Source organism: Allomuricauda ruestringensis DSM 13258 (assembly GCF_000224085.1).
Lineage (GTDB): Bacteria > Bacteroidota > Bacteroidia > Flavobacteriales > Flavobacteriaceae > Flagellimonas > Flagellimonas ruestringensis.
The window spans coordinates 2,665,166-2,688,396 of sequence record NC_015945.1; the positions used below are offsets into that span (position 1 = coordinate 2,665,166).

25 protein-coding genes and 1 other RNA gene are annotated in these 23,231 nt (G+C 41.7%); 17 read left to right on the forward strand and 9 right to left on the reverse strand.

The window, feature by feature from the left end:
- Nucleotides 1-68: 68 nt before the first annotated feature.
- Nucleotides 69-767 carry a (d)CMP kinase gene (cmk, locus tag MURRU_RS11945; RefSeq protein ID WP_014033726.1) on the forward strand — a complete coding sequence of 233 codons (699 nt, stop codon included), beginning with the start codon at nucleotides 69-71 and terminating at the stop codon, nucleotides 765-767.
- A 46-nt stretch (nucleotides 768-813) separates the two neighbouring features.
- Here the strand turns inward: cmk and MURRU_RS11950 are convergent, their stop codons facing one another.
- From MURRU_RS11950 to MURRU_RS11970, 5 genes are all read right to left on the reverse strand, one after another.
- Nucleotides 814-1,170, reverse strand: a complete 357-nt coding sequence (locus tag MURRU_RS11950; RefSeq protein WP_014033727.1) for a helix-turn-helix domain-containing protein — start codon at nucleotides 1,168-1,170, stop codon at nucleotides 814-816.
- Between the two features lie 3 nt (nucleotides 1,171-1,173).
- The gene (locus MURRU_RS11955; RefSeq protein ID WP_014033728.1) at nucleotides 1,174-1,467 is read right to left on the reverse strand and encodes a type II toxin-antitoxin system HigB family toxin; all 294 of its coding nucleotides are present in this window, start codon (nucleotides 1,465-1,467) and stop codon (nucleotides 1,174-1,176) included.
- A 206-nt stretch (nucleotides 1,468-1,673) separates the two neighbouring features.
- Nucleotides 1,674-2,981, reverse strand: coding sequence for a DUF2254 domain-containing protein (locus MURRU_RS11960; RefSeq protein ID WP_014033729.1), 1,308 nt, complete (start codon nucleotides 2,979-2,981; stop codon nucleotides 1,674-1,676).
- A gap of 54 nt (nucleotides 2,982-3,035) precedes the next feature.
- Nucleotides 3,036-3,320, reverse strand: a complete 285-nt coding sequence (locus tag MURRU_RS11965) for a sll1863 family stress response protein (RefSeq protein ID WP_014033730.1) — start codon at nucleotides 3,318-3,320, stop codon at nucleotides 3,036-3,038.
- A gap of 316 nt (nucleotides 3,321-3,636) precedes the next feature.
- Complete coding sequence (locus MURRU_RS11970; RefSeq protein WP_014033731.1) at nucleotides 3,637-4,017, reverse strand: LysM peptidoglycan-binding domain-containing protein; 381 nt, start codon at nucleotides 4,015-4,017, stop codon at nucleotides 3,637-3,639.
- A 259-nt stretch (nucleotides 4,018-4,276) separates the two neighbouring features.
- On the opposite strand from MURRU_RS11970, the gene rpsA reads away from it, so the two are divergent.
- The 8 genes from rpsA to ppk1 all read left to right on the forward strand — a co-directional run bounded on the left by rpsA (nucleotide 4,277) and on the right by ppk1 (nucleotide 12,289).
- Nucleotides 4,277-6,112: a 30S ribosomal protein S1 gene (gene rpsA, locus MURRU_RS11975; protein WP_041801974.1), complete on the forward strand. Its 1,836-nt coding sequence runs from the start codon at nucleotides 4,277-4,279 to the stop codon at nucleotides 6,110-6,112.
- Between the two features lie 115 nt (nucleotides 6,113-6,227).
- On the forward strand, nucleotides 6,228-6,764 hold the full coding sequence (pyrR, locus tag MURRU_RS11980) for a bifunctional pyr operon transcriptional regulator/uracil phosphoribosyltransferase PyrR (protein ID WP_014033733.1): 537 nt from the start codon (nucleotides 6,228-6,230) through the stop codon (nucleotides 6,762-6,764).
- A gap of 6 nt (nucleotides 6,765-6,770) precedes the next feature.
- Complete coding sequence (locus tag MURRU_RS11985; RefSeq protein ID WP_014033734.1) at nucleotides 6,771-7,697, forward strand: aspartate carbamoyltransferase catalytic subunit; 927 nt, start codon at nucleotides 6,771-6,773, stop codon at nucleotides 7,695-7,697.
- Nucleotides 7,698-7,700: 3 nt separating this feature from the next.
- Nucleotides 7,701-8,033, forward strand: coding sequence for a hypothetical protein (locus MURRU_RS11990; protein WP_014033735.1), 333 nt, complete (start codon nucleotides 7,701-7,703; stop codon nucleotides 8,031-8,033).
- Nucleotides 8,030-8,938, forward strand: a complete 909-nt coding sequence (locus MURRU_RS11995; protein WP_014033736.1) for a ribonuclease Z — start codon at nucleotides 8,030-8,032, stop codon at nucleotides 8,936-8,938. Before MURRU_RS11990 ends, MURRU_RS11995 begins: the two co-directional genes overlap by 4 nt.
- Before the next feature lie 128 nt (nucleotides 8,939-9,066).
- The gene (pdxH, locus tag MURRU_RS12000; protein ID WP_014033737.1) at nucleotides 9,067-9,714 is read left to right on the forward strand and encodes a pyridoxamine 5'-phosphate oxidase; all 648 of its coding nucleotides are present in this window, start codon (nucleotides 9,067-9,069) and stop codon (nucleotides 9,712-9,714) included.
- A 10-nt stretch (nucleotides 9,715-9,724) separates the two neighbouring features.
- Nucleotides 9,725-10,213 (forward strand): SixA phosphatase family protein, encoded by a 489-nt coding sequence (locus MURRU_RS12005; RefSeq protein WP_014033738.1) that lies wholly within the window; start codon nucleotides 9,725-9,727, stop codon nucleotides 10,211-10,213.
- Nucleotides 10,214-12,289 (forward strand): polyphosphate kinase 1, encoded by a 2,076-nt coding sequence (gene ppk1, locus MURRU_RS12010; protein ID WP_014033739.1) that lies wholly within the window; start codon nucleotides 10,214-10,216, stop codon nucleotides 12,287-12,289.
- Here ppk1 and MURRU_RS12015 read toward each other — a convergent pair.
- The gene (locus tag MURRU_RS12015) at nucleotides 12,286-12,867 is read right to left on the reverse strand and encodes a MiaE family protein (RefSeq protein ID WP_014033740.1); all 582 of its coding nucleotides are present in this window, start codon (nucleotides 12,865-12,867) and stop codon (nucleotides 12,286-12,288) included. The genes ppk1 and MURRU_RS12015 overlap by 4 nt on opposite strands.
- 97 nt (nucleotides 12,868-12,964) lie before the next feature.
- Here MURRU_RS12015 and MURRU_RS12020 point away from each other — a divergent pair, with 97 nt between their 5' ends.
- Genes MURRU_RS12020 through MURRU_RS12050 form a run of 7 tightly spaced genes read left to right on the forward strand, consistent with a single transcriptional unit; the run spans nucleotide 12,965 to nucleotide 19,717 of the window.
- Nucleotides 12,965-13,810, forward strand: coding sequence for an EboA domain-containing protein (locus tag MURRU_RS12020; RefSeq protein WP_014033741.1), 846 nt, complete (start codon nucleotides 12,965-12,967; stop codon nucleotides 13,808-13,810).
- A 4-nt stretch (nucleotides 13,811-13,814) separates the two neighbouring features.
- Entirely contained in the window at nucleotides 13,815-14,723 is a 909-nt protein-coding gene (locus MURRU_RS12025) for a TatD family hydrolase (RefSeq protein ID WP_014033742.1), read from the forward strand.
- The gene (eboC, locus tag MURRU_RS12030; protein ID WP_014033743.1) at nucleotides 14,723-15,622 is read left to right on the forward strand and encodes a UbiA-like protein EboC; all 900 of its coding nucleotides are present in this window, start codon (nucleotides 14,723-14,725) and stop codon (nucleotides 15,620-15,622) included. The genes MURRU_RS12025 and eboC overlap by 1 nt, the downstream gene beginning before the upstream one ends.
- Nucleotides 15,623-15,625: 3 nt before the next feature.
- Nucleotides 15,626-16,795: a 3-dehydroquinate synthase gene (locus MURRU_RS12035; protein WP_014033744.1), complete on the forward strand. Its 1,170-nt coding sequence runs from the start codon at nucleotides 15,626-15,628 to the stop codon at nucleotides 16,793-16,795.
- Nucleotides 16,792-17,982 (forward strand): metabolite traffic protein EboE, encoded by a 1,191-nt coding sequence (gene eboE / locus MURRU_RS12040; protein ID WP_014033745.1) that lies wholly within the window; start codon nucleotides 16,792-16,794, stop codon nucleotides 17,980-17,982. Before MURRU_RS12035 ends, eboE begins: the two co-directional genes overlap by 4 nt.
- On the forward strand, nucleotides 17,979-19,352 hold the full coding sequence (locus MURRU_RS12045; RefSeq protein WP_014033746.1) for an alkaline phosphatase family protein: 1,374 nt from the start codon (nucleotides 17,979-17,981) through the stop codon (nucleotides 19,350-19,352). Before eboE ends, MURRU_RS12045 begins: the two co-directional genes overlap by 4 nt.
- A 2-nt stretch (nucleotides 19,353-19,354) precedes the next feature.
- The gene (locus tag MURRU_RS12050) at nucleotides 19,355-19,717 is read left to right on the forward strand and encodes a transmembrane 220 family protein (protein ID WP_014033747.1); all 363 of its coding nucleotides are present in this window, start codon (nucleotides 19,355-19,357) and stop codon (nucleotides 19,715-19,717) included.
- On the opposite strand, the gene MURRU_RS12055 is transcribed toward MURRU_RS12050, so the two are convergent.
- On the reverse strand, nucleotides 19,706-21,475 hold the full coding sequence (locus tag MURRU_RS12055) for a DNA polymerase III subunit gamma/tau (RefSeq protein ID WP_041801975.1): 1,770 nt from the start codon (nucleotides 21,473-21,475) through the stop codon (nucleotides 19,706-19,708). The genes MURRU_RS12050 and MURRU_RS12055 overlap by 12 nt on opposite strands.
- Nucleotides 21,476-21,582: 107 nt before the next feature.
- Here MURRU_RS12055 and rnpB point away from each other — a divergent pair.
- Nucleotides 21,583-21,884: RNase P RNA component class A (gene rnpB, locus MURRU_RS17530), an RNA gene on the forward strand.
- On the opposite strand, the gene MURRU_RS12060 is transcribed toward rnpB, so the two are convergent.
- Together MURRU_RS12060 and MURRU_RS12065 are read right to left on the reverse strand one after the other, a co-directional pair.
- Complete coding sequence (locus tag MURRU_RS12060; protein ID WP_014033749.1) at nucleotides 21,880-22,419, reverse strand: RsmD family RNA methyltransferase; 540 nt, start codon at nucleotides 22,417-22,419, stop codon at nucleotides 21,880-21,882. The two genes, rnpB and MURRU_RS12060, sit on opposite strands and share 5 nt — an antisense overlap.
- Nucleotides 22,419-23,231, reverse strand: coding sequence for a DUF3822 family protein (locus tag MURRU_RS12065; RefSeq protein WP_041801500.1), 813 nt, complete (start codon nucleotides 23,229-23,231; stop codon nucleotides 22,419-22,421). Before MURRU_RS12065 ends, MURRU_RS12060 begins: the two co-directional genes overlap by 1 nt.

Genomic DNA, 23,231 nt, shown 5'->3' on the forward strand with positions numbered 1-23,231 from the left:
AAGGACTTTTTGTAAAGGAATTCCCCCCTAAAGGCGACTTTAGGGGTGTTATCCCTATTTTTGTTTCGATGAGAAAAATAACAATAGCAATAGATGGATATTCCTCCACGGGAAAAAGTACCATTGCCAAAAGGTTGGCTTCTGCCTTAAATTATATTTATGTGGATACGGGTGCCATGTACCGAGCGGTGACCCTTTTTGCTTTGCAAGAGGGCATCATCAACGATAAAGGGGAGTTGGATAAGGCTGCTTTGGTTGATAAACTATCGGAAATACACCTCAAATTTCTGCCCAATAAGCAAACGGGGCGTTCCGAAATGTTTTTGAACGATGAAAATGTGGAGCAGGAAATAAGATCTATGCGGGTGTCCGGTTTTGTAAGTCCCGTTGCCGCAATTAAGGAAGTCCGTGAAAAATTGGTGAAGATCCAACAAGCAATGGGCAAGGATAAAGGCATCGTGATGGACGGCCGTGATATCGGTACCGTTGTTTTTCCAGACGCGGAACTAAAACTTTTTATGACCGCATCTCCCGAGACCCGAGCGGCTCGCCGCTACAAGGAATTGCTGGAAAAAGGGGAGAAGGTCTCCTATCCCGAAGTGCTTAAAAATGTGGAGGAACGCGACCGAATAGACTCTACCCGTACCATTTCCCCATTGACCCAAGCCAAGGATGCCATTGAGTTTGATAACAGCGATATGGGCTTGGAAGAGCAGTTTGAGCGGATTTATGATTACTCCCAACGGGTGATTGCAAAGCTGGGTTGATGTGTTGGTGTTTTAGATGATTGGCGATATACGGTTCTGCCGTTTTTTAATAATCCTGAACCAAGACTTCAGTTGGAATATGAAGCGCGGTGTTTAGTTTTCGAATCATTCCCAAAGTCAACTTTCGTTTTTTATTCAAAATTTCGCTGACCCTACTTTTAAACCCCACAACTTCTGCCAAGTCTTTCTGTTTCATTCCCATTTGTTCCATTCGGAATTTGATGGCTTCAATTGGGTCTGGCATATCGATTGGGAAATTTTCATTCTCGAAACGATCGATTAAAATCGAAAGGATTTCCAGTTCGTCTCCTTCTTCCGTTCCTTTTTTTGCATCAAAAATATCCTCAAGCCTGTTGAGGGCATTTTGATAATCTTTTTCGTTTCTGATTGGTACTATATTCATTTGTCAGATGTTGTTTGCGTCAATCTTGTCATATTCCGCGTGGGTTCCAATAAAACGTATCCAGCATATTTGATATTCAAAGTTGAACTTTACAATCAACCGATAGTTGTTTCCTTTGATGTTGTAAACAATTCTGTTGTCCTTTAGAATACTTGCGCTTGGATAATCATTTTTTAGTTCGTTTATGTTTTTCCATTCGGACTTTTCGGTTTCCCTGAACCACGCCTTTAATTGATCCTCGCTGTCGGCGTGTTTCTCCCAGAAATTCCGTAATGTGCGTTTGGCTATTACCCTCACATTATGATTGTTTGTCGCAAATGTAGCAAAAAGTTACCGAATTGGTAATTATTTTTGATTTATTCAGATTTAGGTTCCAAGTGAGTTCTTGCTCTTTTTTGTAAAAACCGCAAGTACTCCCAACGGGTGATTGCGAAGCAGGGCTTAGAATAGTTTCTGATTTTGGAGTTGCTCTTATACAACTTGTTGTAGCCAGTAGTTCTTCATTACTTCAAAATCAGGTTCGCTCTTTTTTCCAAATCGTCAAGGTCATTTTTTTCTTTTATTGTTTCTTTTCCTAATCGCAACACCATCTCAACATGATTGATTATCGCCATTTTGTGACCTTCTCGTTTGGTGAAATTTTGGATGGTTATCAATGCTTCCAAAAGCCTTATGATTACCGAGGTGCTTCCTGCTGAAAATTGTCTGATTTGATTAAATGCGGCATTTAATACACCTTCAAAATCCAATACATCTGCAATAACCCTAAGATTTCCGTCTTCATCAACACGATACTTTGAAGGGAATTTGGCTTGTGCCAAGTAGCACATAGTCGCTGTTAGGTTGTCAATACATGCAATTGCGGTATATGGGTCGTTTACCCCTGGAGATAATGCCCTGGCCGCAATCTCTACCATTTGATGGATTGAAAATTCCAAATCCTGCTGGGAGGTTTTTATTTTTCCAAAAACAAATTGGTGTAGTAGTTTATCTATGGATTCTGCTTGCCAATCCATGTTTGAATAAATTACGCCGATTTCTTGGTCTTTCACTAAAAAGCTACCCGGTCTGTGCTTTAATTCAAACAAGGAATCATTATCAGTTATTATCTTTGATATTACTTCGCTGTCCAAATATTGCAGATAACCATTTTTGGGGGATTTGATACGTGTTTGTTTTTGATAGTTGGAAATAGCAGCATCTTCATCAAAATCTTTATTGTCCTTGAGTTCATCCCCTATTTTTTCCGGGAAAAGCGTTTCTACTTGTTCCAAAATAAGGTCTGATATATCAGAAATAACCTTGTCGGCTTGGATACTTACTGCAATTTGGTGTATAAATACGATAAGCAAAGTAATATTTGCTACGGCCATTAAAATGGCAACAAAAATGGAAATGGATGGAATGAAAGTATATCCATTTCCTTCCTTTATAGCATTTAAAACCAAGAGGCAATATAGGTACGTGGCAATGTATGAACCCAAAACTACTTGGTTGAGGCGTACGTACATAAAGTTTTTTATCAGTCTAGGGCCAAATTGAGAGGAGGCAAGTGTCAAAGCAACCAATGTTACTGAAAAAACTGTTCCTGCAACACCGATCATGGCACCTGAAATAGTAGATAAAATGCTTCTTGCAGAATCGGAGCTGTTCACCGAGAAAAAGCGAATCCAACCTTCTTGTGGAATGGTTATCATATTATCCAATGAAACCAAGCTTACTGACAATACTACTGCTAAACCAATAATTATAACAGGTACAAACCAGAACGTGGCAAGCAATTCTTTCCAGAAAAAGAGCAGTTTTTTCATTTTATCAAATAAAAGAACAGGGCCTGTAAATCATCTACAGGCCCTGTTGGTTAATCAAGAGAACAAGCCTTTCAACTTGTCAAATCCTTCCTTAAAAGAGTCTGAAGCGGATGAAAACGCATCTTTTGCTTCATCCCACTTTTCTTCGGATGCATTTTTAAGGTCGGCATATTTACTTTCCAAGTCCGATCGTTTTGACTCCAAATCCCTGATTGCTTTGTCATACTTAGATTTTGCGTCCCCACTGGCAGATTCTTTTTTTGCCTTCAACTCGTGGATTTTAGCCGAAACCCCGTCAATGGTTTGGTTCGCCTTGGCCTTGAATTCTTTTTTGTTCATTTTTAAAAAATTAAATGTGAATAATTGTGCCTGCCAGTAGGGATTTATGGATATCGTCCCTTTAAAATGCAAGGTCATCCAATTTGTAATGGGGTCGTTCTCCCATGGGGTACAGCGTCAAAAGATATGAATCGTTTTAATGATTTATATCGACCGATAAGTGAAGTTAGCATTTTTATGTTTAAAATTCCAGTATGGATTGATGGAGGCCTTAGCTGAGTCGGCACTACACGGTTGTGCCCAAACGTGGAAATCCCCAAAAACCAAAAAAACGCCCAAAGGGCGCTTTTTCTTATTCTGTCAATGTGGCAATTCCTTACAAATTCGGAATCACCAACACCTGATCGGGGTGGATCACGTTCGGATCCTTTAAAACATTGGTGTTCGCATCAAAAATTTTGGTGTACTTCATCGGGTCGCCGTAATAATGCTTCGCAATCTTGCTCAAGGATTCCCCGCTCTTCACCGTATGTCTGTGGTAAACGGATTCATCTTCCACAGTAATATTGGCCTTAATGTCCGATGGCTTTTCCCCACCAATTTCCTTGATCTTGTCCCACAATAGGTTTTTTTCGTATTGGGTCTTGGTCATCCCTTTTATTTTTAAGATATCGCCTTCAACTTTCACATCCCCGTTTTTTACTTCCAATTTCTCGCCCAGGTCTAATACAGGTTGATATTTTGCTTTTACACTCATAATTCGATTTTTTACAGTTAACAATTAGAATTCTCAAGATAGTTAATATGCTCAAATTTTGCTATTAAATAATGGTAATACTTTTTTTGCTGAAACCTTGCTTATAGGCTTTGTATATCAAGAATTTAATTGTATTTTTGCACCCCTTTTGGCAAGGAGGCAAGAGAAAAAGGGAATTTTAGAAAATCATTTTAAAAACCACTTCCGCGGTAATTGTTCAACTCTTGTAAAACGTGGAATACAAATTTTAATCAGCAGCATGGCTGAAGAAAAACAAAACGTTGAGGTAGAAGAAACTGCCGCAGCACCAGAAGTAAAAGAAACAGAACCCAAGCAAGATCCTCAGGAGTTTCTTGAAAATTTTGATTGGGACAAGTACGAAGAAGGAATTGAGCGCGTAGATGATACCAAGCTCAAGGAATTCGAGACACTTGTAGAGGAAAACTTTGTGGACACTGCCGATGAGGAAGTAGTGGAAGGAAAAGTGGTTCACATGACAGACCGTGAGGCGATCATTGATATCAATGCCAAGTCCGAAGGTGTAATTTCCTTGAATGAGTTCCGCTACAATCCCGATCTCAAAGTTGGTGATAAAGTTGAGGTACTTATAGATATCCGTGAGGACAAGACCGGTCAATTGGTGTTGTCTCACCGTAAAGCAAGAACCATCAAGGCGTGGGAGCGTGTTAACAACGCACACGACAAAGAAGAGATTGTTACTGGATTCGTTAAATGTCGTACCAAAGGTGGTATGATCGTGGACGTATTCGGCATCGAGGCATTCTTGCCGGGTTCCCAAATCGATGTGAAGCCTATCCGCGATTACGATCAGTACGTAGGCAAGACCATGGAGTTCAAAGTAGTGAAGATCAACCACGAGTTCAAGAACGTAGTGGTTTCCCACAAAGCTTTGATTGAAGCGGATATCGAAGAGCAGAAAAAAGAGATCATTGGCCAATTGGAAAAAGGTCAAGTATTGGAAGGTATCGTGAAGAACATTACATCTTACGGGGTATTTATCGACCTTGGAGGTGTGGATGGATTGGTTCACATTACCGACCTATCCTGGAGCAGGATCAACCACCCGAACGAAGTTGTGGACCTAGATCAGAAATTGAACGTTGTTATCCTTGATTTTGATGATAACAAGTCAAGAATCCAGTTGGGTCTTAAGCAATTGGAGAAACATCCATGGGATGCCTTGGGTGATGAGATCAAAGTTGGCGACAAAGTAAAAGGTAAAGTGGTTGTAATTGCCGATTACGGTGCATTTATCGAAGTTGCCGATGGCGTTGAAGGTTTGATCCACGTTTCAGAAATGTCGTGGAGTACGCACCTAAGATCCGCCCAAGACTTTGTGAACGTGGGAGACGAAGTTGAAGCTGTTGTATTGACCTTGGATAGGGAAGATCGTAAAATGTCGTTGGGTATTAAGCAATTAACGCCAGACCCATGGACCGATATTACTTCCAAATATCCTGTTGGATCAAGGCACAAGGGAATCGTTAGAAACTTTACCAATTTTGGGGTATTCGTAGAGTTGGAAGAAGGAATCGACGGTTTGATCTATATCTCCGATCTTTCTTGGACCAAGAAGATCAAGCATCCATCCGAGTTTGTTGCCGTAGGCGACACCTTGGAGGTGGAAGTATTGGAATTGGACGTAGAAGGCCGCAAATTGAGCCTTGGACACAAACAGACCACAGAGAACCCTTGGGACAAGTACTCCGAAGAGTTTGCTGAAGGTACCGTGCACAAAGCTGCAATTGCAGAGGTTGTTGACAAAGGAGCTACCATTGACTTCAACGAGGATATCGTTGGATTTGTTCCACAACGCCACATGGAAAAAGAAGACGGCAAGAAACTTGTAAAAGGAGAAGAGGCCGAATTCAAGATCATCGAGTTCAATAAGGATTTCAAGAGAGTGGTGGCAAGCCATACTGCAATCTTTAGAGAGCAAGAAGACAGAAATGTGAAAGCTGCAGCCAAGAAAAGAGCCGCATCATCCGATGAAGCTGCTCCGACCCTTGGAGATGCCAACTCCGCATTGCAAGCATTGAAAGACAAAATGGAAGCCGATTCCAAGAAAAAATAATCGGACTTTTCAATGATACGAAGCCCCGCTGGAAACAGTCGGGGCTTTTTTATGTCCCGAACATTTTAAAGAATTGCTTACTTTTGTATTCAACCGAGTTGGTCGCACATAGCATATGAGTCAAAAAGTTCTGCTTACTTCAAAGGAAATCAACATCATACTGCACCGGTTGGCCTGTCAGCTAATGGAAAACCATTTGGATTTTACCGATACCGCATTGATCGGTATCCAGCCCAGAGGCGTTTTTTTGGCAGAAAGGTTGGTAAAGATTCTCAAAAAAGAATACAAGATCAAACATATTGACCTTGGTTTCTTGGACATCACATTTTTTAGGGACGATTTTGGACGGGGAGAAATCCTAAAAGCCAATTCTACACAAATGGATTTTTTGGTGGAGGATAAAAAAGTGGTGTTCATTGATGATGTGCTCTATACCGGAAGAAGCATCAGGGCGGCACTAACGGCCATCCAATCCTTTGGAAGACCAAGCAACATCGAACTATTGACATTGATAGATAGGCGTTTTAGCAGACATTTGCCCATACAACCAACGTATAGGGGCAGGCAGGTGGATGCCATCAATAAAGAAAAAGTAAAGGTGATGTGGGAAGAGAACGACGGTGAGGATAAAGTATATTTAGTAAGCAAATAAAAGGGAATGAGCGAATTAAGTGTAAACCATTTGTTGGGAATCAAATATCTGAACAAAAAGGATATATCGCTCATATTTGAAACGGCCGATCATTTTAAGGAAGTGATCAATCGTTCCATTAAAAAAGTGCCCACACTTCGTGATATTACCATAGCCAACATCTTTTTTGAGAACAGTACCCGTACAAAACTATCTTTTGAGCTGGCCGAAAAGCGACTTTCTGCCGATGTGGTCAATTTTTCCGCAGGACAATCATCCGTAAAAAAAGGGGAGACCCTCATCGATACCGTTAATAACATCCTGTCCATGAAAGTGGATATGGTAGTGATGCGGCACCCCAATCCAGGAGCGGGCATTTTCTTGTCAAAACACGTAAAAGCGGCTATCGTAAATGCTGGTGATGGTGCCCACGAGCACCCCACGCAAGCACTCTTGGATTCTTATTCCATCCGCGAAAAGTTAGGTGATGTGGGAGGTAAAAATGTGGTAATAGTTGGTGATATCCTTCACTCAAGGGTAGCGTTGTCCAATATTTTTGCCTTAAAACTACAAGGGGCCAACGTAAAAGTCTGTGGACCAAAAACACTTATTCCCAAACATATAGAATCTCTGGGAGTAGAGGTGGAGACCAACCTAAAAAAGGCCTTGGAATGGTGCGATGTGGCCAATATGCTCCGTGTTCAGAACGAACGTATGGATATCAGTTATTTCCCATCCACTCGTGAATACACACAACAATTCGGGGTCAATAAGGGACTGTTGGACAGTTTGGACAAACAAATTGTGATCATGCATCCCGGCCCTATAAACCGCGGTGTGGAAATAACCAGTGATGTAGCGGACTCCGACCAATCCATTATTTTACATCAGGTAGAAAACGGAGTGGCAGTGCGTATGGCAGTACTCTACCTATTGGCATCAAAAATTAAGTAAAAGATGATTTTCGACAAAGACGGAACAACAACGATTGTTTTTCAGGAAAAGACCACCCTAAGCGGTTTTTTGGAAAACCTAAACAAAGCATACCCAAAACTCAAGCACGACAATATTGTTGTCAACCTTTTTTCTTTCAATACCTTAGAAATTGGCGATTTATTGGAGTTTTTGGACATGTCGAACACCCACAAAGGTGCTGGCAGGTCATTTGTTTTGGTGACCGATAAGTTAAACTACGACGAGATTCCTGAAGAGATAAGCGTGGTGCCTACACTGCAAGAGGCCAAGGACCTTATCGAAATGGAAGAAATAGAACGCGACCTGGGTATATGAAATTGACCGTACTTGGGTGCTATGCCGCTACGCCACGAACATTTACCAACCCTACTTCGCAGGTACTCGAAATAAAGAACCATCTGTTTTTGATCGATTGCGGTGAGGGAACCCAAGTGCAGTTGAGAAAATACAAGGTCAAGTTTTCCAGGATCAACCATATTTTTATATCGCATCTCCATGGGGACCATTTTTTTGGCCTTCCCGGTTTGATTTCAACCTTTAGGTTGTTGGGCAGGGAAAAGGAACTGCACATATACGGCCCCAAAGGAATCAAACAGGCTATCACCCTATTTCTAAAATTGGGTGATTCTTGGACCGATTACCCGTTGATATTCCACGAATTGGAATCCAAAGAATCTGAACTGGTTTTTGAGGATGAAAAAGTCAACGTCCGAACAGTTCCGTTGATTCATAGGGTATACACCAATGGTTTTTTGTTTCAAGAGAAGGAATCCCCGAGGACCCTCAACATTGAAGCGGCCAGAAAGTACGGCATAGATAAGAGTCAGTTCAACAATATTAAAAAAGGAAAGGATGGTATTGATGCATCGGGCAATCTGGTGTCCAATAAAAAACTCACTTTGGACCCACCGGAACCCAAAAGCTACGCTTTTTGTAGCGATACGGTCTATAATGAGGCCATTGTGCCCATTATTAAAGATGTGACGGTGCTGTATCACGAATCCACTTTTTTGGAATCCGAGGAACACCTTTGCGAAAAAACAAAACATAGCACATCCAAGCAAGCTGCACAAATCGCCAAAAAGGCCAATGCCAAATTGCTGATATTGGGCCATTATTCCACGCGCTACAAATCCATCGAACTATTTAAAAAAGAAGCCGAGGATGTTTTTCCAGTGGTGGACCTAGCCGATGATGGTAAAGTTTTTGACTTCAAATAATCTGTTTGTGCCGTGTCGAGCGAGCGAAGCGACGAGAAATCCATTTTTTGTGGTTGTTCCTAGTTAATTGTAAATCGAAATGTAATTCCAAGCTTTGCAATCAAGGTAAATTTCCCGAACTTCACGTCATGCAAAAAGACCTTGGTGATTATAGAAAAACTTACGAAAAAAGTGAGCTGACCGAAGCTTCCATAAAGGAAAACCCGTTGGAGCAATTTCAGAAGTGGTTTTATGAGGTAGAAGCTTCAGAAGGGGTAGACGAACCAAATGCCATGACGATTTCTACCATTGGACTGGATGGATTTCCGAAAAGCAGGGTGGTTTTAATGAAAAAATTCACCTTTGAAGGTTTCATTTTTTATAGCAATTACCAAAGTGAAAAAGGAAGGGCCATTACAGCAGACCCGTCGGTTTGCCTGTCTTTTTTTTGGCCAAATATGGAACGTCAGGTCATCATAAAGGGTACTGCAGAAAAAATAGCCGAAAATCTTTCCGATGGATACTTTGAATCCCGACCTCATGGCAGCAAGCTAGGCGCTATTGTTTCTGATCAAAGCGAGGTAGTTCCGTCCCGTGAATATTTGGAGGATAAGTTGAAAAAACTCCAACAGAAATATGAAAGCAAGGAAGTGCCCAGGCCTGAGTATTGGGGAGGGTATTTGGTTCGCCCCGTATCCATGGAATTTTGGCAGGGTCGTCCCAACCGATTGCACGATAGAATACGATACTCCCTACAGGAAGATTTTGATTGGAAAATAGAGCGATTGGCCCCCTAACCCCTACAAGATGAAACAACTTATATTAATGAGACATGGGAAATCCTCATGGGATTACGATGTTTCCGACAAGGACAGACCCTTAAAGCAAAGAGGAATAAACGACGCCCATTTGGTTTCCAAAACCTTTGGGCTGCATGCCCTTTCAATAGATTTTATATATTCCAGCCCTGCCAACCGGGCCTTGCATACCAGTATGATTTTTGTAAGAAATCTGGATTTTGACTTATCAAAATATAGCGTAAACAACGCGCTCTACGATTTTTCGGGCAACAGTGTTCAGCAATTTGTTCAGCAATTGGACAATAATTTGGATACCGTGGCAATCTTTGGCCATAATTATGCCTTTACGTCACTTGCAAATACATGGGGAGATCAGTATATTGAGAACGTTCCCACGGCCGGACTGGTTCACATTACATTTGGTGCGAATGATTGGTCCAAAATATCAGAGGGAACCACTAAGCAAATGGTCTTTCCAAAACACTTAAAAAAATAGATGGTAAAAACAAAGAACGAATATATAAATAGGGAAATCAGTTGGTTGCAATTTAATGCCAGAGTATTGCAAGAGAGTAAAGACCACAGGGTTCCACTGATTGACCGATTACGATTTTTAGGGATTTTCAGCAACAACCTAGATGAATTTTTTAAGGTACGTTATGCCACTGTAAAACGCATTGTAGATGCTGGAAAAACAGGTAAAAGTGTTTTGGGCGGTGAAAGAGCTAATGATTTGCTGGAAGAGATTACCAAAATTGTGATTGATCAGCAGACCCGCAGTCTTGAAATTTTCCAACAAATTGATAGGGAACTTCGTGAGGAAAATATTTTTATCATTAGGGAAACCGAAGTGAACGAAAGTCAGGCAGAGTTCATTCGGGATTACTTTTTTAAAAAGGTAAACCAGGAGTTGATGACCATTATCCTGAACGACCTTACCGAGTTTCCGCTCCTGAAAGATACCGCTGCCTATTTGGCTGTTAAGGTGGTTATGAAGAACGGTTCGAGCAAAGGGAAACACAATCGATATGCCTTGATAGAGATTCCGAAGGGAATCGACCGTTTTGTGGTATTGCCGAAAGAGGGCGATAAGAACTACGTTATCATATTGGATGATTTGATTCGTTTTTGCTTGGACAGCGTGTTTACGATGTTTGAGTTTGAATCCATTTCGGCCCACATGATCAAGATTACCCGTGATGCAGAATTGGATATAGACAACGATCTGAGTAAAAGTTTTATTGAAAAGATTTCTTCCAGCGTAGAGCACCGAAAAATAAGTGATCCTGTCCGCTTTGTATATGACAAGAGCATAGACAAAGACACGCTCCAGTTCCTAAAGGAAAAAATGGACATTATGGGCACCGATAGTGTGATTCCCGGCGGCCGTTACCATAACAGGAGGGATTATATGGGCTTTCCCAGTTTGGGGAGGCACGACCTTATGTACGATAAGATAGAGCCATTGCCTGTAAAAGGCTTGAGCATGAAAGGGAGTTTGTTGGATATGATTGCCCACAAGGATTATATGATCTACGCTCCCTACCATACCTTTAGCTATGTGACCAAATTTTTAAGGGAAGCCGCAATGGATCCACAGGTGCGCAGCATAAAAATCACTATATACCGATTGGCCAGTGACAGTCAGATTGCAAATGCTTTGGTCAACGCCGTTAAGAACGGAAAACAGGTGACCGTACAGATAGAGTTGCAGGCCCGGTTCGATGAGCAGAACAATATTGAATACGCCAACTTTTTGCAAGATGAAGGCGTAAAATTGATCTTTGGCGTACCCGGACTAAAAGTGCACAGCAAAATCTGCCTTGTGGAGCGCGAAGAAGATGGGGGCATCAAAAGGTACGGCTTCATTAGCACCGGTAACTTTAACGAGTCCACAGCGAAAATTTATACTGATTATACCTTGTTTACGGCCCATCAAGGTATTTTGAAGGATATGAACAAAGTATTCGGCTTCTTCGAGACCAATTATAAAATCAATAAATACAAGCATCTTATTGTATCGCCCCATTACACCAAGTCATCTTTCATGAAGATGATCGATAAGGAAATCGCTTTTGCCAAGGCAGGAAAGGAGGCCTATATCAAAATAAAGATGAACAGCCTTACTTCATACAAGATGGTGGACAAACTATATGAGGCCAGTAGGGCAGGGGTTAAGATACAGATGATTGTTCGGGGAATATGCTGTCTTATTCCCGGTGTGGAGGGTATGAGCGAAAATATAGAGGCCATAAGTGTGGTGGACAAGTTTTTGGAGCACCCCAGATTGTTCATTTTTGGCAATGATGGCGACCCGAAAATCTATATTTCATCAGCAGATTGGATGACGCGCAACTTGGACTTTAGGGTAGAGGTGGGTTGCCCCATTTACGACCCCGATATTAGACAGGAGTTATTGGATACGTTCGATATTTCGTGGAGAGATAACTCCAAAGCACGAGTGTTTTCCGCAAAACAGGATAATGCCTATAGAAAACGAACCAAAGGGGAAACTGAACTGCGATCGCAGGTTGAAATGTACAATTATTACAAAAGGAAATTGGAATCCTAACCGTGCATGGTTTCCTTTTTGCCGAGGTCTTTCATAAGTTGGGCCTCGTACTCCAAGAGGTCTTCCCATTTTTGGTCCACCTCCTCTTTTTTGCCGTATTTGCGGGCAAACTTTAGGAACATGGTGTAGTGGTTGGCCTCGCTTACCATAAGGTTCCGGTAGAACTCGGATAGCTCTTCGTCGTCTATTTCTTCAGAAAGCAATCTAAAACGTTCACAGCTTCTTGCCTCGATAAGGGCTGCATATAAAAGTTTGTGGACCAAATGGGTTTCACGACTACCTCCTTTTGGGAAGAATTTCATCAACTCGATAACGTATTCATCCTTGCGTTCGCGGCCCAAGACCCAGCCACGTTTTACTATTTTATCGTGTACCATGTTAAAATGACCCATTTCTTCACGGGCAAGAGCGGTCATTTCTTTCACTAATTCCGACTTTTCCGGAAAACCGATAATCAACGAAATAGCCGTGCTTGCCGCTTTTTGCTCACAGTACGCATGATCCGTCAAAATTTCTTCAATGTTTTTTTCAACAATGTTCACCCACCTTGGGTCCGTAGGTAATTTTAGGCCTAACATGGTAATCAATTTTGCACAAAGATAATCTGATAGGATTAAATAAATTCGCTGAACCCTCGTTATATTTGTAAAACCAACAGATTCTAGTCTATATCTTATGACCAAAACCTCTAAAGATTATCTCTCCGATATTCTAAAATTAAATTTAAGCGAACCTGAATTCCATTGGTTGACAAGTGCCGTAGCGCAAATCTCGAACACCAAAAGCAGGAAAGATCTATACATAACCTATAGTCTGTGCACTTCCAAAATCGACGATAGGCCCATAACTGATTTTGGTTCTCAGGATTTTGAATGGAAAGACTATTTGGAAATACAAAAGGCGTCGACCTTGGAGGTTTCCAGAATTTTTATACTCTCTTCCGTGCTCGAAGCTGGAGAAGAATTTTTAAAGCCGGTACAGCAATTGATTCAGGTTGCTGATAAAACCGAATTGGAAACTTTTCTAAAATATTTGGTTTTGTTACCAGAGCCAAAGAATTTCAAGTTTGCTGCCGTTGAGGCGCTAAGAACCAACATTGCTACGGTTTTTAATGCCATTTCCCAATACAATCCATATCCATCTGAATATTTTACCACCGCCGAGTGGAACCAAATGTACCTTAAGGCTGCTTTTATGCAGCAAGATTTGAAAAAGATACCTGAAATAGGGAAAATGGCCAACAAGGATTTGGCGCGCATCATTTCCGATTATGCACATGAGAGATGGGCGGCATCAAGAGATGTGGACCCTATGTTTTGGAGACCGGTATCCAATTTTTTGGAAGATAACTTGGTTGATGATATAGAAAGCTTGTTCAAAAGTGAGGAAGAACGGGAGCAAAAGGCAGCCACTTTGGTTTGTTTTCACTCCACCTCCGTTGAAGCGAAAAAATTACTTGATACATACCACACCCATCTGCAAAATGTGGAGCAGGGAGATATAACTTGGAAAAATTTATAATAGCATGGATGATAAACTAATGATAATAGACCCACATGTTCACATGACATCCAGAACCACGGATGACTATGAAGCTATGGCGGCAGCTGGGGTTGTAGCTCTGATAGAACCATCATTCTGGTTGGGACAACCAAGAACCCAAGTAGGTTCCTTTCAAGACTATTTTAGCAGTCTTGTGGGGTGGGAGCCGTTTAGGGCATCGCAATTTGGGATACAGCATTACTGCACCATTGGACTTAACTCAAAAGAAGCCAACAACGTGCCATTGGCCGAAGAGGTGATGGAATTGTTGCCACTATATTTACATAAAGAGAACGTTGTGGCCATTGGCGAGATTGGTTACGATGACCAAACCGAGGCAGAAGACCGTTTTTTCAGGGAGCAATTGGAACTGGCCAAAACCTTTAACATGATGGTTCAAGTACATACCCCGCACAGGGACAAAAAGGCAGGAACCATTAAAAGTATGGAAGTCTGTTTGGAGCATGGTATTGATCCAGGAATGGTGGTGATAGATCATAATAACGAAGAAACCGTAAAAGAAGTTTTGGATCGAGGATTTATTGCTGCATTTACGATTTACCCAAAAACCAAAATGGGCAACCAACGAATGGTGGAAGTGGTAAAAAAGTTCGGTAGTGACAATATTATAGTGGACAGCTCTGCCGATTGGGGCGTTAGCGATCCATTAGCCGTTCCAAAAACAGCAAATTTGATGTTGCAAAATGGAGTTGCCCGTGAAGACGTAGTAAAAACATGCTATCAAAATGCTTTGGACTTTTTCGGTAGATCTGGAAAAATGAAAGAGGAACACTGGTTGACCCCAGAAGCTATCGATCAGCGAAAACTATTTAATGACAATAGTGTACTTCGTGGTCAGGAGCCAAAGGTAGAGGATAACAAAATCGTTTAATGGGGCCACGAGTAAAGGCATATCTCCAACTGTGTAGGCCTCCCAATTTACCTACCGCTGCAGCCGATATTTTGGCAGGCATATCCATATCGGGCCTATTTGCTGGAATAGGGACATTTGCAATACCAACTGTGGATATGTTTCCATTTTTGATGTTGATATTGGCCTCCGTGTTTTTATATGCGGGCGGTGTTGTTCTCAACGATGTTTTTGATATTGCAATTGATAAAGTGGAGCGCCCCGAAAGGCCAATTCCAAGTGGGATAGTTCCTTTGGGCAAAGCAAGGTCATTTGGCTTTGGTTTGCTTTTGGTGGGGATTTACTTTGCTTTTTTAGTCAACAGCAATAGTGGTATCATTTCCATTTTTTTGGCTATGGCCATATTGTCCTACAACAAATTTGCAAAGCACCATGCTTTCTTTGGACCCCTCAATATGGGTATTTGTAGGGGACTCAACCTCTTAATGGGTATTTCTTTGCTCAATACTATGGAAAACTGGCCTTATGTCCTTGTTCCCATCGTATTCATATTTGCTGTGACCATGATCAGCAGGGGAGAGGTGCACGGAAAAAACAAGGGCAATATACTGCTGGCGGGTTTGTTATACGTGGCAGTACTGTCAGGCGTGTTTTATTTGCATCAAGTGTATGCCAATGGCGACCTTTGGTATCTATTGTTTTTGGCACTTTTTGCTTTTATGGTTTTTAAACCTTTGATCAAGGCATATCAAAATAATACACCAGAAAATATAAAGAGGGCTGTAAAATCAGGAGTGTTGTCCATAATATTTCTGGATACCGCCATGGCGGTCGCACACGCCAATTTAATTATAGGATTGTTAATGCTCTTACTTTTGCCATTATCCATGTATTTGGCCAAACAATTTGCAGTTACCTAGCTTATGAATAAAAATACATTACCTACGATTCGGCAAGCGTTTCAAGTAAGGTATACATATCAGTTGCTTTTTACCAGACATATCTTTGCGGTAGAGAACCCTTTGTTCAAAAATGTACTGGCAGAATATCGTCCAGGCCATGCTATCAAATGTCTTTTTGTGATAGATCAAGGAGTGTTGGACCACCATCCGAAGCTAGGTCAGCAAATAGAAGAATATTGTAATCAATTCAAGGATCAAATCCAATTTACTGATCTTATTGCGGTCCCGGGTGGGGAACAGAGCAAAAAGGACCAATCCAGTGTTAACAAATGTCTTGATGCCATCAATGAAAATGCCATTTGTAGACATTCATTTGTGGTAGCTATTGGAGGTGGTGCCGTGGTTGATATGGTCGGTTATGCGGCTACCATTGCCCATAGAGGCGTGAAGCTTATTCGAATCCCGACTACCGTGTTGGCTCAAAATGATGCTGCCGTTGGTGTAAAGAACAGCGTAAATGCTTTTGATAAGAAAAATTTTCTGGGCACCTTTTCGGTTCCTCATGCCATTATAAATGATTTGGAATTTTTGAAGACCTTGGAACAACGTGACTGGGTGGCGGGGATAGCTGAAGCTATTAAAGTGGCTCTAATAAAGGACGAACAATTCTTTGAATACATCGAATCCAATGCAGAAGCGCTGGCCAACAGGGAAATGGAACCCATGGCTTACTTGATTCATCGTTGTGCAGAATTACACATGGATCATATTGCCGAGGGCGGAGACCCTTTTGAAAGCGGCTCTTCCAGACCTTTGGATTTTGGACATTGGTCGGCCCATAAATTGGAGTATATGACGGGTTATAGCCTAAGGCACGGTGAAGCTGTGGCGATAGGAATGGCCATAGATATGGTTTACGCTAGTTTAATCGGTGTGTTGCAAGATGATCTTGAGCGTGTGCTTTCCGTCATCAAAAAAGTAGGCTTCCATTTGGAAGTGCCCTTTGAAGGGGATGGGAAAATCAAAGAATTACTCAACGGAATCGAAGAGTTTCGGGAGCACTTGGGAGGTGAGCTTACCATTCCGCTGATTCCCAAGATAGGAACCAAAACAGATGTCCACAGTATCGACTATTCATTAATGGAAAAAGCAGTGCGAAGCTTTATGTATAAACCGCAAAACTCTTTATGAGGATCAAGGACAAATATCACCTGACCTATTGCACCAATATTCACGCAGGCGGAGATTGGGAAGAAACCTTTACCAGCTTAAAGCAGAATTTGCCAAAAATCAAGAATAGCGTTTCGCCCAATGAAGCGTTTGGTCTGGGACTCAGACTCAGTAACACGGCCAGTTTGGAACTGGATGACGGACAACTTCAAGATTTCAAACATTGGCTATCCAAAAAGGACTGCTACGTTTTTACCATGAACGGATTTCCCTATGGGAACTTTCACGGGGAACCCGTAAAAGACCTGGTTCACGTGCCCGATTGGACCACTGGTGATCGGCTGGATTATACCTTACGCTTGTTCAAGCAATTGGATTTCTTGGCACCGGAAGGTATGGAATGCGGTATTTCTACATCACCTGTTTCCTACAAACATTGGTTTGATGGTGAGGCACAAAAGGAGCGGGCCTTTGCCAAAGGAGCAGTAAATATGGTCAAGGTGGCGTTGGAACTCTACAAAATAGAAAAAGCATCGGGCAGGTATATGCATTTGGATGTGGAGCCAGAGCCCGATGGATTTTTGGAGAACACCCAAGAAGTACTTGATTACTACAAAGATTATTTGGTTCCCAAGGCCATCAAAGCTTTTGAACCGTTTCAATTAAGTGAGGAAAAAACGGAGGAGCTACTCAAAAGATATATTACGATATGCTATGATGTTTGTCATTTCGCCTTGGCCTACGAAGCTCCGAATTTGACTTTTAAAAAGTTCAAGGCGGCTAACATTAATGTAGGTAAGATTCAAGTAAGTGCTGCTCTCAAAATTATGTATAACAGCGATAAGCAAGAGGAGTTGTGGAGTACTTTGGCCCAATTCAACGAGCCCGTGTATCTGCATCAGGTTACTGAAATGGTGAATGGAAAGGTGAAAACGTATAACGATTTGCCGATTGTTTTGGAAAAAAAGGCACCTTTTAAAGAGTTGCGTTCCCATTTTCACGTCCCCATATTTTTAAAGGATTATGGATTGCTTCAATCCACCCAAGACCAGATTGTGAAAGTGCTAGACTATTTGGAGGACAATTTTGTGAGCCATCACATAGAAGTGGAAACCTATACTTGGGATGTTTTGCCCAATGAACTCAAAGTGCCGATTACAGAGTCCATTGCAAGGGAGCTGGACTGGATGAAATCAAGATTAAAATGAAGAAGACCGTTGTAATCAACATTGTAGGGCTTACCAATCGATTGATAGGAGAGCACACACCATTTATAAAATCATTTTTGGAAAAGGGAAAAGGCGGTGTGGTAAAGCCTGTTTTGCCTGCCGTAACCTGTTCGGCCCAAAGTACTTACCTCACGGGCAAGTGGCCGACCGAGCACGGCATTGTTGGCAATGGATGGTTCTTCAAAGATGAATTGGAGGTGAAGTTTTGGCGGCAGGGAAATCCCTTGGTGCAGTCCAATAAGATTTGGGACGAGTTGAAAGCATTGGATTCAAATTTCACTTGCGCCAATATGTTCTGGTGGTACAATATGTACAGCACTGTGGATTTTAGCGCCACACCGCGACCCAATTATCTGGCGGACGGTAGAAAAATTCCGGACATTTATACCTATCCAGCAGAATTGCGAGACAAGTTACAGGGGAAATTGGGAACATTCCCGTTGTTCAAATTCTGGGGACCCAAAACATCCATAGCATCCAGTAGATGGATTGCTGATGCCACGATGGAAATGGACAAGGAAAACAATCCGACCTTGACATTGGTGTATTTGCCCCATTTGGATTACAACACCCAACGCTACGGATTGGATTTTGATGTTCTACAAAAGGATTTGAACGAAATTGATGCCGTGGTCAAGGATTTGGTCGTGCATTATGAAGCACAATCGGCCAATATTGTTTTATTGTCCGAGTATGGCATTACCAATGTATCCAACCCTATCCACATTAACCGACATTTACGAAAAGAAGGATATTTGGGTATTAGAGTTGAGCGGGGATTGGAACTTTTGGATGCTGGGGCAAGTGATGCTTTTGCGGTAGCCGACCATCAAATAGCGCATGTTTATGCAAAAGAATCCACAGATTACGAAAAACTGCATGAATATCTAAAGACAATCCCAGGCGTGGAAAAAGTCATTCCGAAGGACGAACGGGAAGTCAATCACTTAAATCACGAACGTGCAGGTGACTTTGTACTTGTAGCGGATAAGGATAGTTGGTTTACTTATTATTTTTGGGAAGATGATGCCGTAGCGCCCGATTATGCCAGAATGGTGGACATACACAAAAAACCGGGTTACGACCCCGTTGAAATGTTTACAGATCCCTCGGATAAACTCGTTATATTTAAAGTGCTGTGGAAACTCCTAAAAAAGAAGCTGGGCTTTAGAACGGTATTGGACATTATTCCTTTAAAAGCTGAATTGGTGAAAGGATCTCATGGAAGAATACCCGAAAATAAGGAGGATTGGCCCATTCTAGTGACCAATAGCGAAAGCAATTTGCCAAAGCAAGAACTGCTAGCCACGGAGGTTTATCAAGTGCTTAAAAATCATATAATTCAATAAATATGGAAACGTTTTTTAAAATTTTCGCAATTGTTTTTACGCTTTTGTTTGGCTATGCCATCGTGGTGCAATTCAATGACCCTGATGCGCTTAAATGGATTTTGATTTATTTGGCTGCTGCTGTGGCTTCGATACTATTTATCCTTAAAAAACTGAAATCAAGTATCTATTTCTTGCTTACGATTTTCTTTTTGGTGTTGTTCTTTATGTATTGGCCAGAGACCTACGAAGGTGTTCAACTTGATCATGGTATGAAAACCGTAAATATTGAAGAAGGAAGGGAATCCTTGGGGTCGTTGATTGCTGCGATAGTGATGTTGGTATATGGATTGAGAACGCGGTTTTTGAACAAATCAAAAGTCTAGATCGAACTCCTGACGGAGTAAATCCAAATTTGGATTTTTCTCCCGTAACTTTTCATATTTCTCTTCGGGAGTAAAGGCGAACTTTTTGGCCACCTCTTCGTTCACGGTAATGTAAAGCGAAATGGAATAGTTGTTCAATTTTTGTTTCAGGTAGTCGAGCATCAAACTTTGTTCGCGCTCTATTTCCTTTTTCATTGTACCGTTGGGAAGCTCTATCCAAATGGTGTTTTCGTTCTTAAGTTTGGGCACATCACTTTGTAGATTGCTCGCCAATATTTTTCTGCCCTGCTTTTCCAATTGATGTACAAAATCATCCCAATGCTTTTGCATCTCTTTTTCTTCAAAGGCATCTTTGGGCAAGTCCTTTTCGTCTATGCCTGGGGATTTTGTGTTCTCGTGTGCCTTTTTAACCTTGATGCTCGATAACGAAAGCCCCGAGACCCGTTTTTCTGAAGTTTTAATTTCAATTTTTTTAGGCTGATATGGCTCTTTGGGTTCGCTTAGCTGTTCCTTTACCGCTTCTTTTGGTTCAGGAGTATTATTTATGGGTTCTTTTAGGGTGGGCTGCTCGGTTGCTCGGTTGTCTTCTTTTGGTGGGGTAGGAGTGCCATTACTTTGAGGTGGCTTTGTACCGTTGGATGTAATTTTTTTCCCTGCAAAATAAGAAGCAGGAATTATGAAATCAGCGTTTTTTTTTTCTCCATCAAAAGTGATAGAGGCTAACTTCATTAGGGTAAGCTCAACGAGCAGCCGCTGATTTTTACTGGTCTTGTACTTTAAATCACAATCGTTCGCCAGATCTATGGCCTTGACAAGAAATTCCTTTGATGTCTTTTTTGCCTGGTCTTGATACTGATGCTTCACATCGTCACCCACTTCCAACAGATTTAAGGTCTCTGGATGTTGACAGACCATCAAATCCCTGAAATGTGAGGCCAACCCAGTGATGAAGTGATGCCCATCGAACCCGAGGGACAAGGTTTTGTTGAACAGCACCAGGAGTTCTGGGATATTGTTTGCGAGAATCAAATCCGTGGCAGAAAAATAAATGTCGTAATCGAGAACGTTGAGGTTTTCCGTTACGGCCTTTCGGGTCAATTCTTTTCCGGAAAAGCTTACCACACGATCAAAGATTGATAAGGCATCACGCATAGCTCCATCTGCCTTTTGTGCAATAATGTGCAAGGCGCTCTCTTCAGCTTCAATCCCTTGCTGCTCCGCAATATGTTTTAGGTATTCCGAGGCATCCTTTACCGTGATGCGCTTAAAGTCAAAAATTTGGCATCGGGATAGAATCGTCGGGATTATTTTGTGCTTCTCCGTGGTTGCCAAGATAAATATGGCGTGTTTTGGTGGTTCTTCCAAGGTCTTCAAAAATGCATTGAAGGCTGATTGGGAGAGCATGTGTACCTCATCAATAATATACACCTTGTACTTTCCGGTTTGCGGAGGAATGCGCACTTGGTCTATCAAACTACGAATGTCGTCCACAGAGTTGTTGGAGGCGGCATCCAGTTCAAAAATATTGAAGGCAAAATCCTCATCTTCCCTTTCCGTACCATCTTGATTGATTTTCTTGGCCAAAATACGGGCACAAGTGGTCTTCCCAACACCTCTTGGACCACAGAACAAAAGGGCTTGTGCCAAGTGGTTGTGTTCAATGGCATTCATCAAGGTATTGGTAATGGACGATTGGCCCACAACATCCTTGAATGTCTGAGGTCTATATTTTCTAGCTGATACTATAAATGGTTCCAATGCTGGGAAAAATACAATTACTACAAATATAAAAATAGGAACGGGCAAAGTTGCCTACATGTGCACAGTTAAACCGTTTTTTATTAACAATTGGATTACCTTTGCAAATAGCAGGCCACCTTATCGCTGCAAGTATGGGTAACCTTACTTGAAGAGGAAAGTCCGGACACCATAGTGCGGCATAGCGGGTAACGCCCGTCCGCCGTGAGGCGAGGACCAGTGCAACAGAAAGCAAGTACAGTTCGGCTGTAGTGAAATCGGCAAACTCTATGCGGTGAAACGTCATGTAAACCAATGTTTGAGGGCTGCACGCCCGAGTTGGAGGGTAGGCGGTTGGAACACTTGGGCAACCATTTGTCTAGATAAATGATAAGGGTATACAGAATCCGGCTTATGGCCTGCTTTTATTCTACTTCAAAAAAGCTGAAGATACTACCCCCATATTTTCTCCTCTCCGAAAATTTTGGATGTTCGGATAGGTCGGTCTGGTCGGAATGTTCAATGACTAAAAGCCCGTCATCCAACAATAACTCTTGTTCAAAAACCAGATTGGCAATGTTCAAAAATTGTTCGGTATCAAAATCATAAGGTGGGTCAGCAAAAATAAGGTCGAACTTATCCGGCGTTCCTTGTAAAAACTTGAACACGTCAGATTTTACCGTGTCGATGGAAAAATCCAGCTCCTGTGCTATTTTAGAAATGTAACGCACACAAGCTTGGTGACCATCTACCGCTGTTATCCTTTCCGTACCCCGCGAAGCAAACTCAAAACTAATGTTCCCTGTTCCTGAGAATAGGTCCAGCACTTTGAGTTCGTCAAAATAAAAGCGATTGTTCAAGATATTGAACAAAGCTTCCTTGGCCATGTCAGTTGTGGGACGTACTGGTAACTTTTTGGGGGCAGTCAGTCTTTTGCCCTTGTATTTTCCTGAAATAATGCGCATTAAAGGGAGCTTAAAATGGAAAAGTCTATGCTCTCGTTTTCCAATTGTTCCATAGGGAAGGAAGGATTGCTGGGCGCAAAAACAGAAACGTTTTTAATGTATTGGTAGCAAAGTTTGTAGATAGGGTCTCCTTCCTCAATAGCTCCGAAGAGTTTAAGTTGAATTTTCTCCAAATCCATTTGTAATTGTTCCAGACTGAACAACAGATAGTAAAGGAAATCTTCTTTGTTCTTGTACTCAAACTGGTTGTAGAAGAGCAATTTTTTATCGGACATCACCATCATTTCCATCTCTCGCCCAGATACTTGCACATAGCAAACCGGTTCCGAAGCAGTCCTGTTTTGGTTCAACAAGGTGTTGATGAGAACGGTACCGCTATGCTTAAATTCAAACTCCCCAAAAAGTTCAAAAATATAGTTGTTTACATTGGTGTAGGGAATGTAAACGTTCATAATTTCTTGGTTGGGAACCTCATCGTAAGCAATAAGGTCGTTTGCCATGATCTTGGCGTTGAATTTTAGGTAGTTGGGCAGCTCTTCCTTATTAAAAAGAGGTTTGGGAACCAACCCGAACATATTGTTCTTGTGAATGACCATTACTTCGGAAAAGTTCCTTCCGATCCCGCCCTGCTTGCTTAGCTTTTCTTTTAACTCCTTTAACACCAGGTAGGGGGTGAGCTGTGTTTGGAAATTCACTCTTTCAAAAGCCAGAACCTTATTGGTAATGGTGTCCAGTGCACAAAAAGAAAGTCCATTCAAGCCAGCTTGAATGGACAGTTTTCTATAGGTGCTATTTGTATCGTTCGGTGCTAT

Bases quoted from the DNA above. Each gene is read 5' to 3' on its own strand.
- eboC (WP_014033743.1), top strand. From the start codon at position 14,723: ATGGGGCCACGAGTAAAGGCATATCTCCAACTGTGTAGGCCTCCCAAT.
- MURRU_RS11990 (WP_014033735.1), top strand. From the start codon at position 7,701: ATGATTTTCGACAAAGACGGAACAACAACGATTGTTTTTCAGGAAAAG.
- MURRU_RS11965 (WP_014033730.1), bottom strand. From the start codon at position 3,320: ATGAACAAAAAAGAATTCAAGGCCAAGGCGAACCAAACCATTGACGGG.
- MURRU_RS12015 (WP_014033740.1), bottom strand. From the start codon at position 12,867: ATGTTAGGCCTAAAATTACCTACGGACCCAAGGTGGGTGAACATTGTT.
- MURRU_RS12005 (WP_014033738.1), top strand. From the start codon at position 9,725: ATGAAACAACTTATATTAATGAGACATGGGAAATCCTCATGGGATTAC.
- pdxH (WP_014033737.1), top strand. From the start codon at position 9,067: ATGCAAAAAGACCTTGGTGATTATAGAAAAACTTACGAAAAAAGTGAG.
- MURRU_RS11995 (WP_014033736.1), top strand. From the start codon at position 8,030: ATGAAATTGACCGTACTTGGGTGCTATGCCGCTACGCCACGAACATTT.
- MURRU_RS12020 (WP_014033741.1), top strand. From the start codon at position 12,965: ATGACCAAAACCTCTAAAGATTATCTCTCCGATATTCTAAAATTAAAT.
- MURRU_RS11960 (WP_014033729.1), bottom strand. From the start codon at position 2,981: ATGAAAAAACTGCTCTTTTTCTGGAAAGAATTGCTTGCCACGTTCTGG.
- MURRU_RS12035 (WP_014033744.1), top strand. From the start codon at position 15,626: ATGAATAAAAATACATTACCTACGATTCGGCAAGCGTTTCAAGTAAGG.
- MURRU_RS12025 (WP_014033742.1), top strand. From the start codon at position 13,815: ATGGATGATAAACTAATGATAATAGACCCACATGTTCACATGACATCC.
- MURRU_RS12050 (WP_014033747.1), top strand. From the start codon at position 19,355: ATGGAAACGTTTTTTAAAATTTTCGCAATTGTTTTTACGCTTTTGTTT.
- ppk1 (WP_014033739.1), top strand. From the start codon at position 10,214: ATGGTAAAAACAAAGAACGAATATATAAATAGGGAAATCAGTTGGTTG.
- eboE (WP_014033745.1), top strand. From the start codon at position 16,792: ATGAGGATCAAGGACAAATATCACCTGACCTATTGCACCAATATTCAC.
- MURRU_RS11970 (WP_014033731.1), bottom strand. From the start codon at position 4,017: ATGAGTGTAAAAGCAAAATATCAACCTGTATTAGACCTGGGCGAGAAA.
- MURRU_RS11950 (WP_014033727.1), bottom strand. From the start codon at position 1,170: ATGAATATAGTACCAATCAGAAACGAAAAAGATTATCAAAATGCCCTC.
- rpsA (WP_041801974.1), top strand. From the start codon at position 4,277: ATGGCTGAAGAAAAACAAAACGTTGAGGTAGAAGAAACTGCCGCAGCA.
- MURRU_RS12060 (WP_014033749.1), bottom strand. From the start codon at position 22,419: ATGCGCATTATTTCAGGAAAATACAAGGGCAAAAGACTGACTGCCCCC.
- cmk (WP_014033726.1), top strand. From the start codon at position 69: ATGAGAAAAATAACAATAGCAATAGATGGATATTCCTCCACGGGAAAA.
- pyrR (WP_014033733.1), top strand. From the start codon at position 6,228: ATGAGTCAAAAAGTTCTGCTTACTTCAAAGGAAATCAACATCATACTG.
- MURRU_RS11985 (WP_014033734.1), top strand. From the start codon at position 6,771: ATGAGCGAATTAAGTGTAAACCATTTGTTGGGAATCAAATATCTGAAC.
- MURRU_RS12045 (WP_014033746.1), top strand. From the start codon at position 17,979: ATGAAGAAGACCGTTGTAATCAACATTGTAGGGCTTACCAATCGATTG.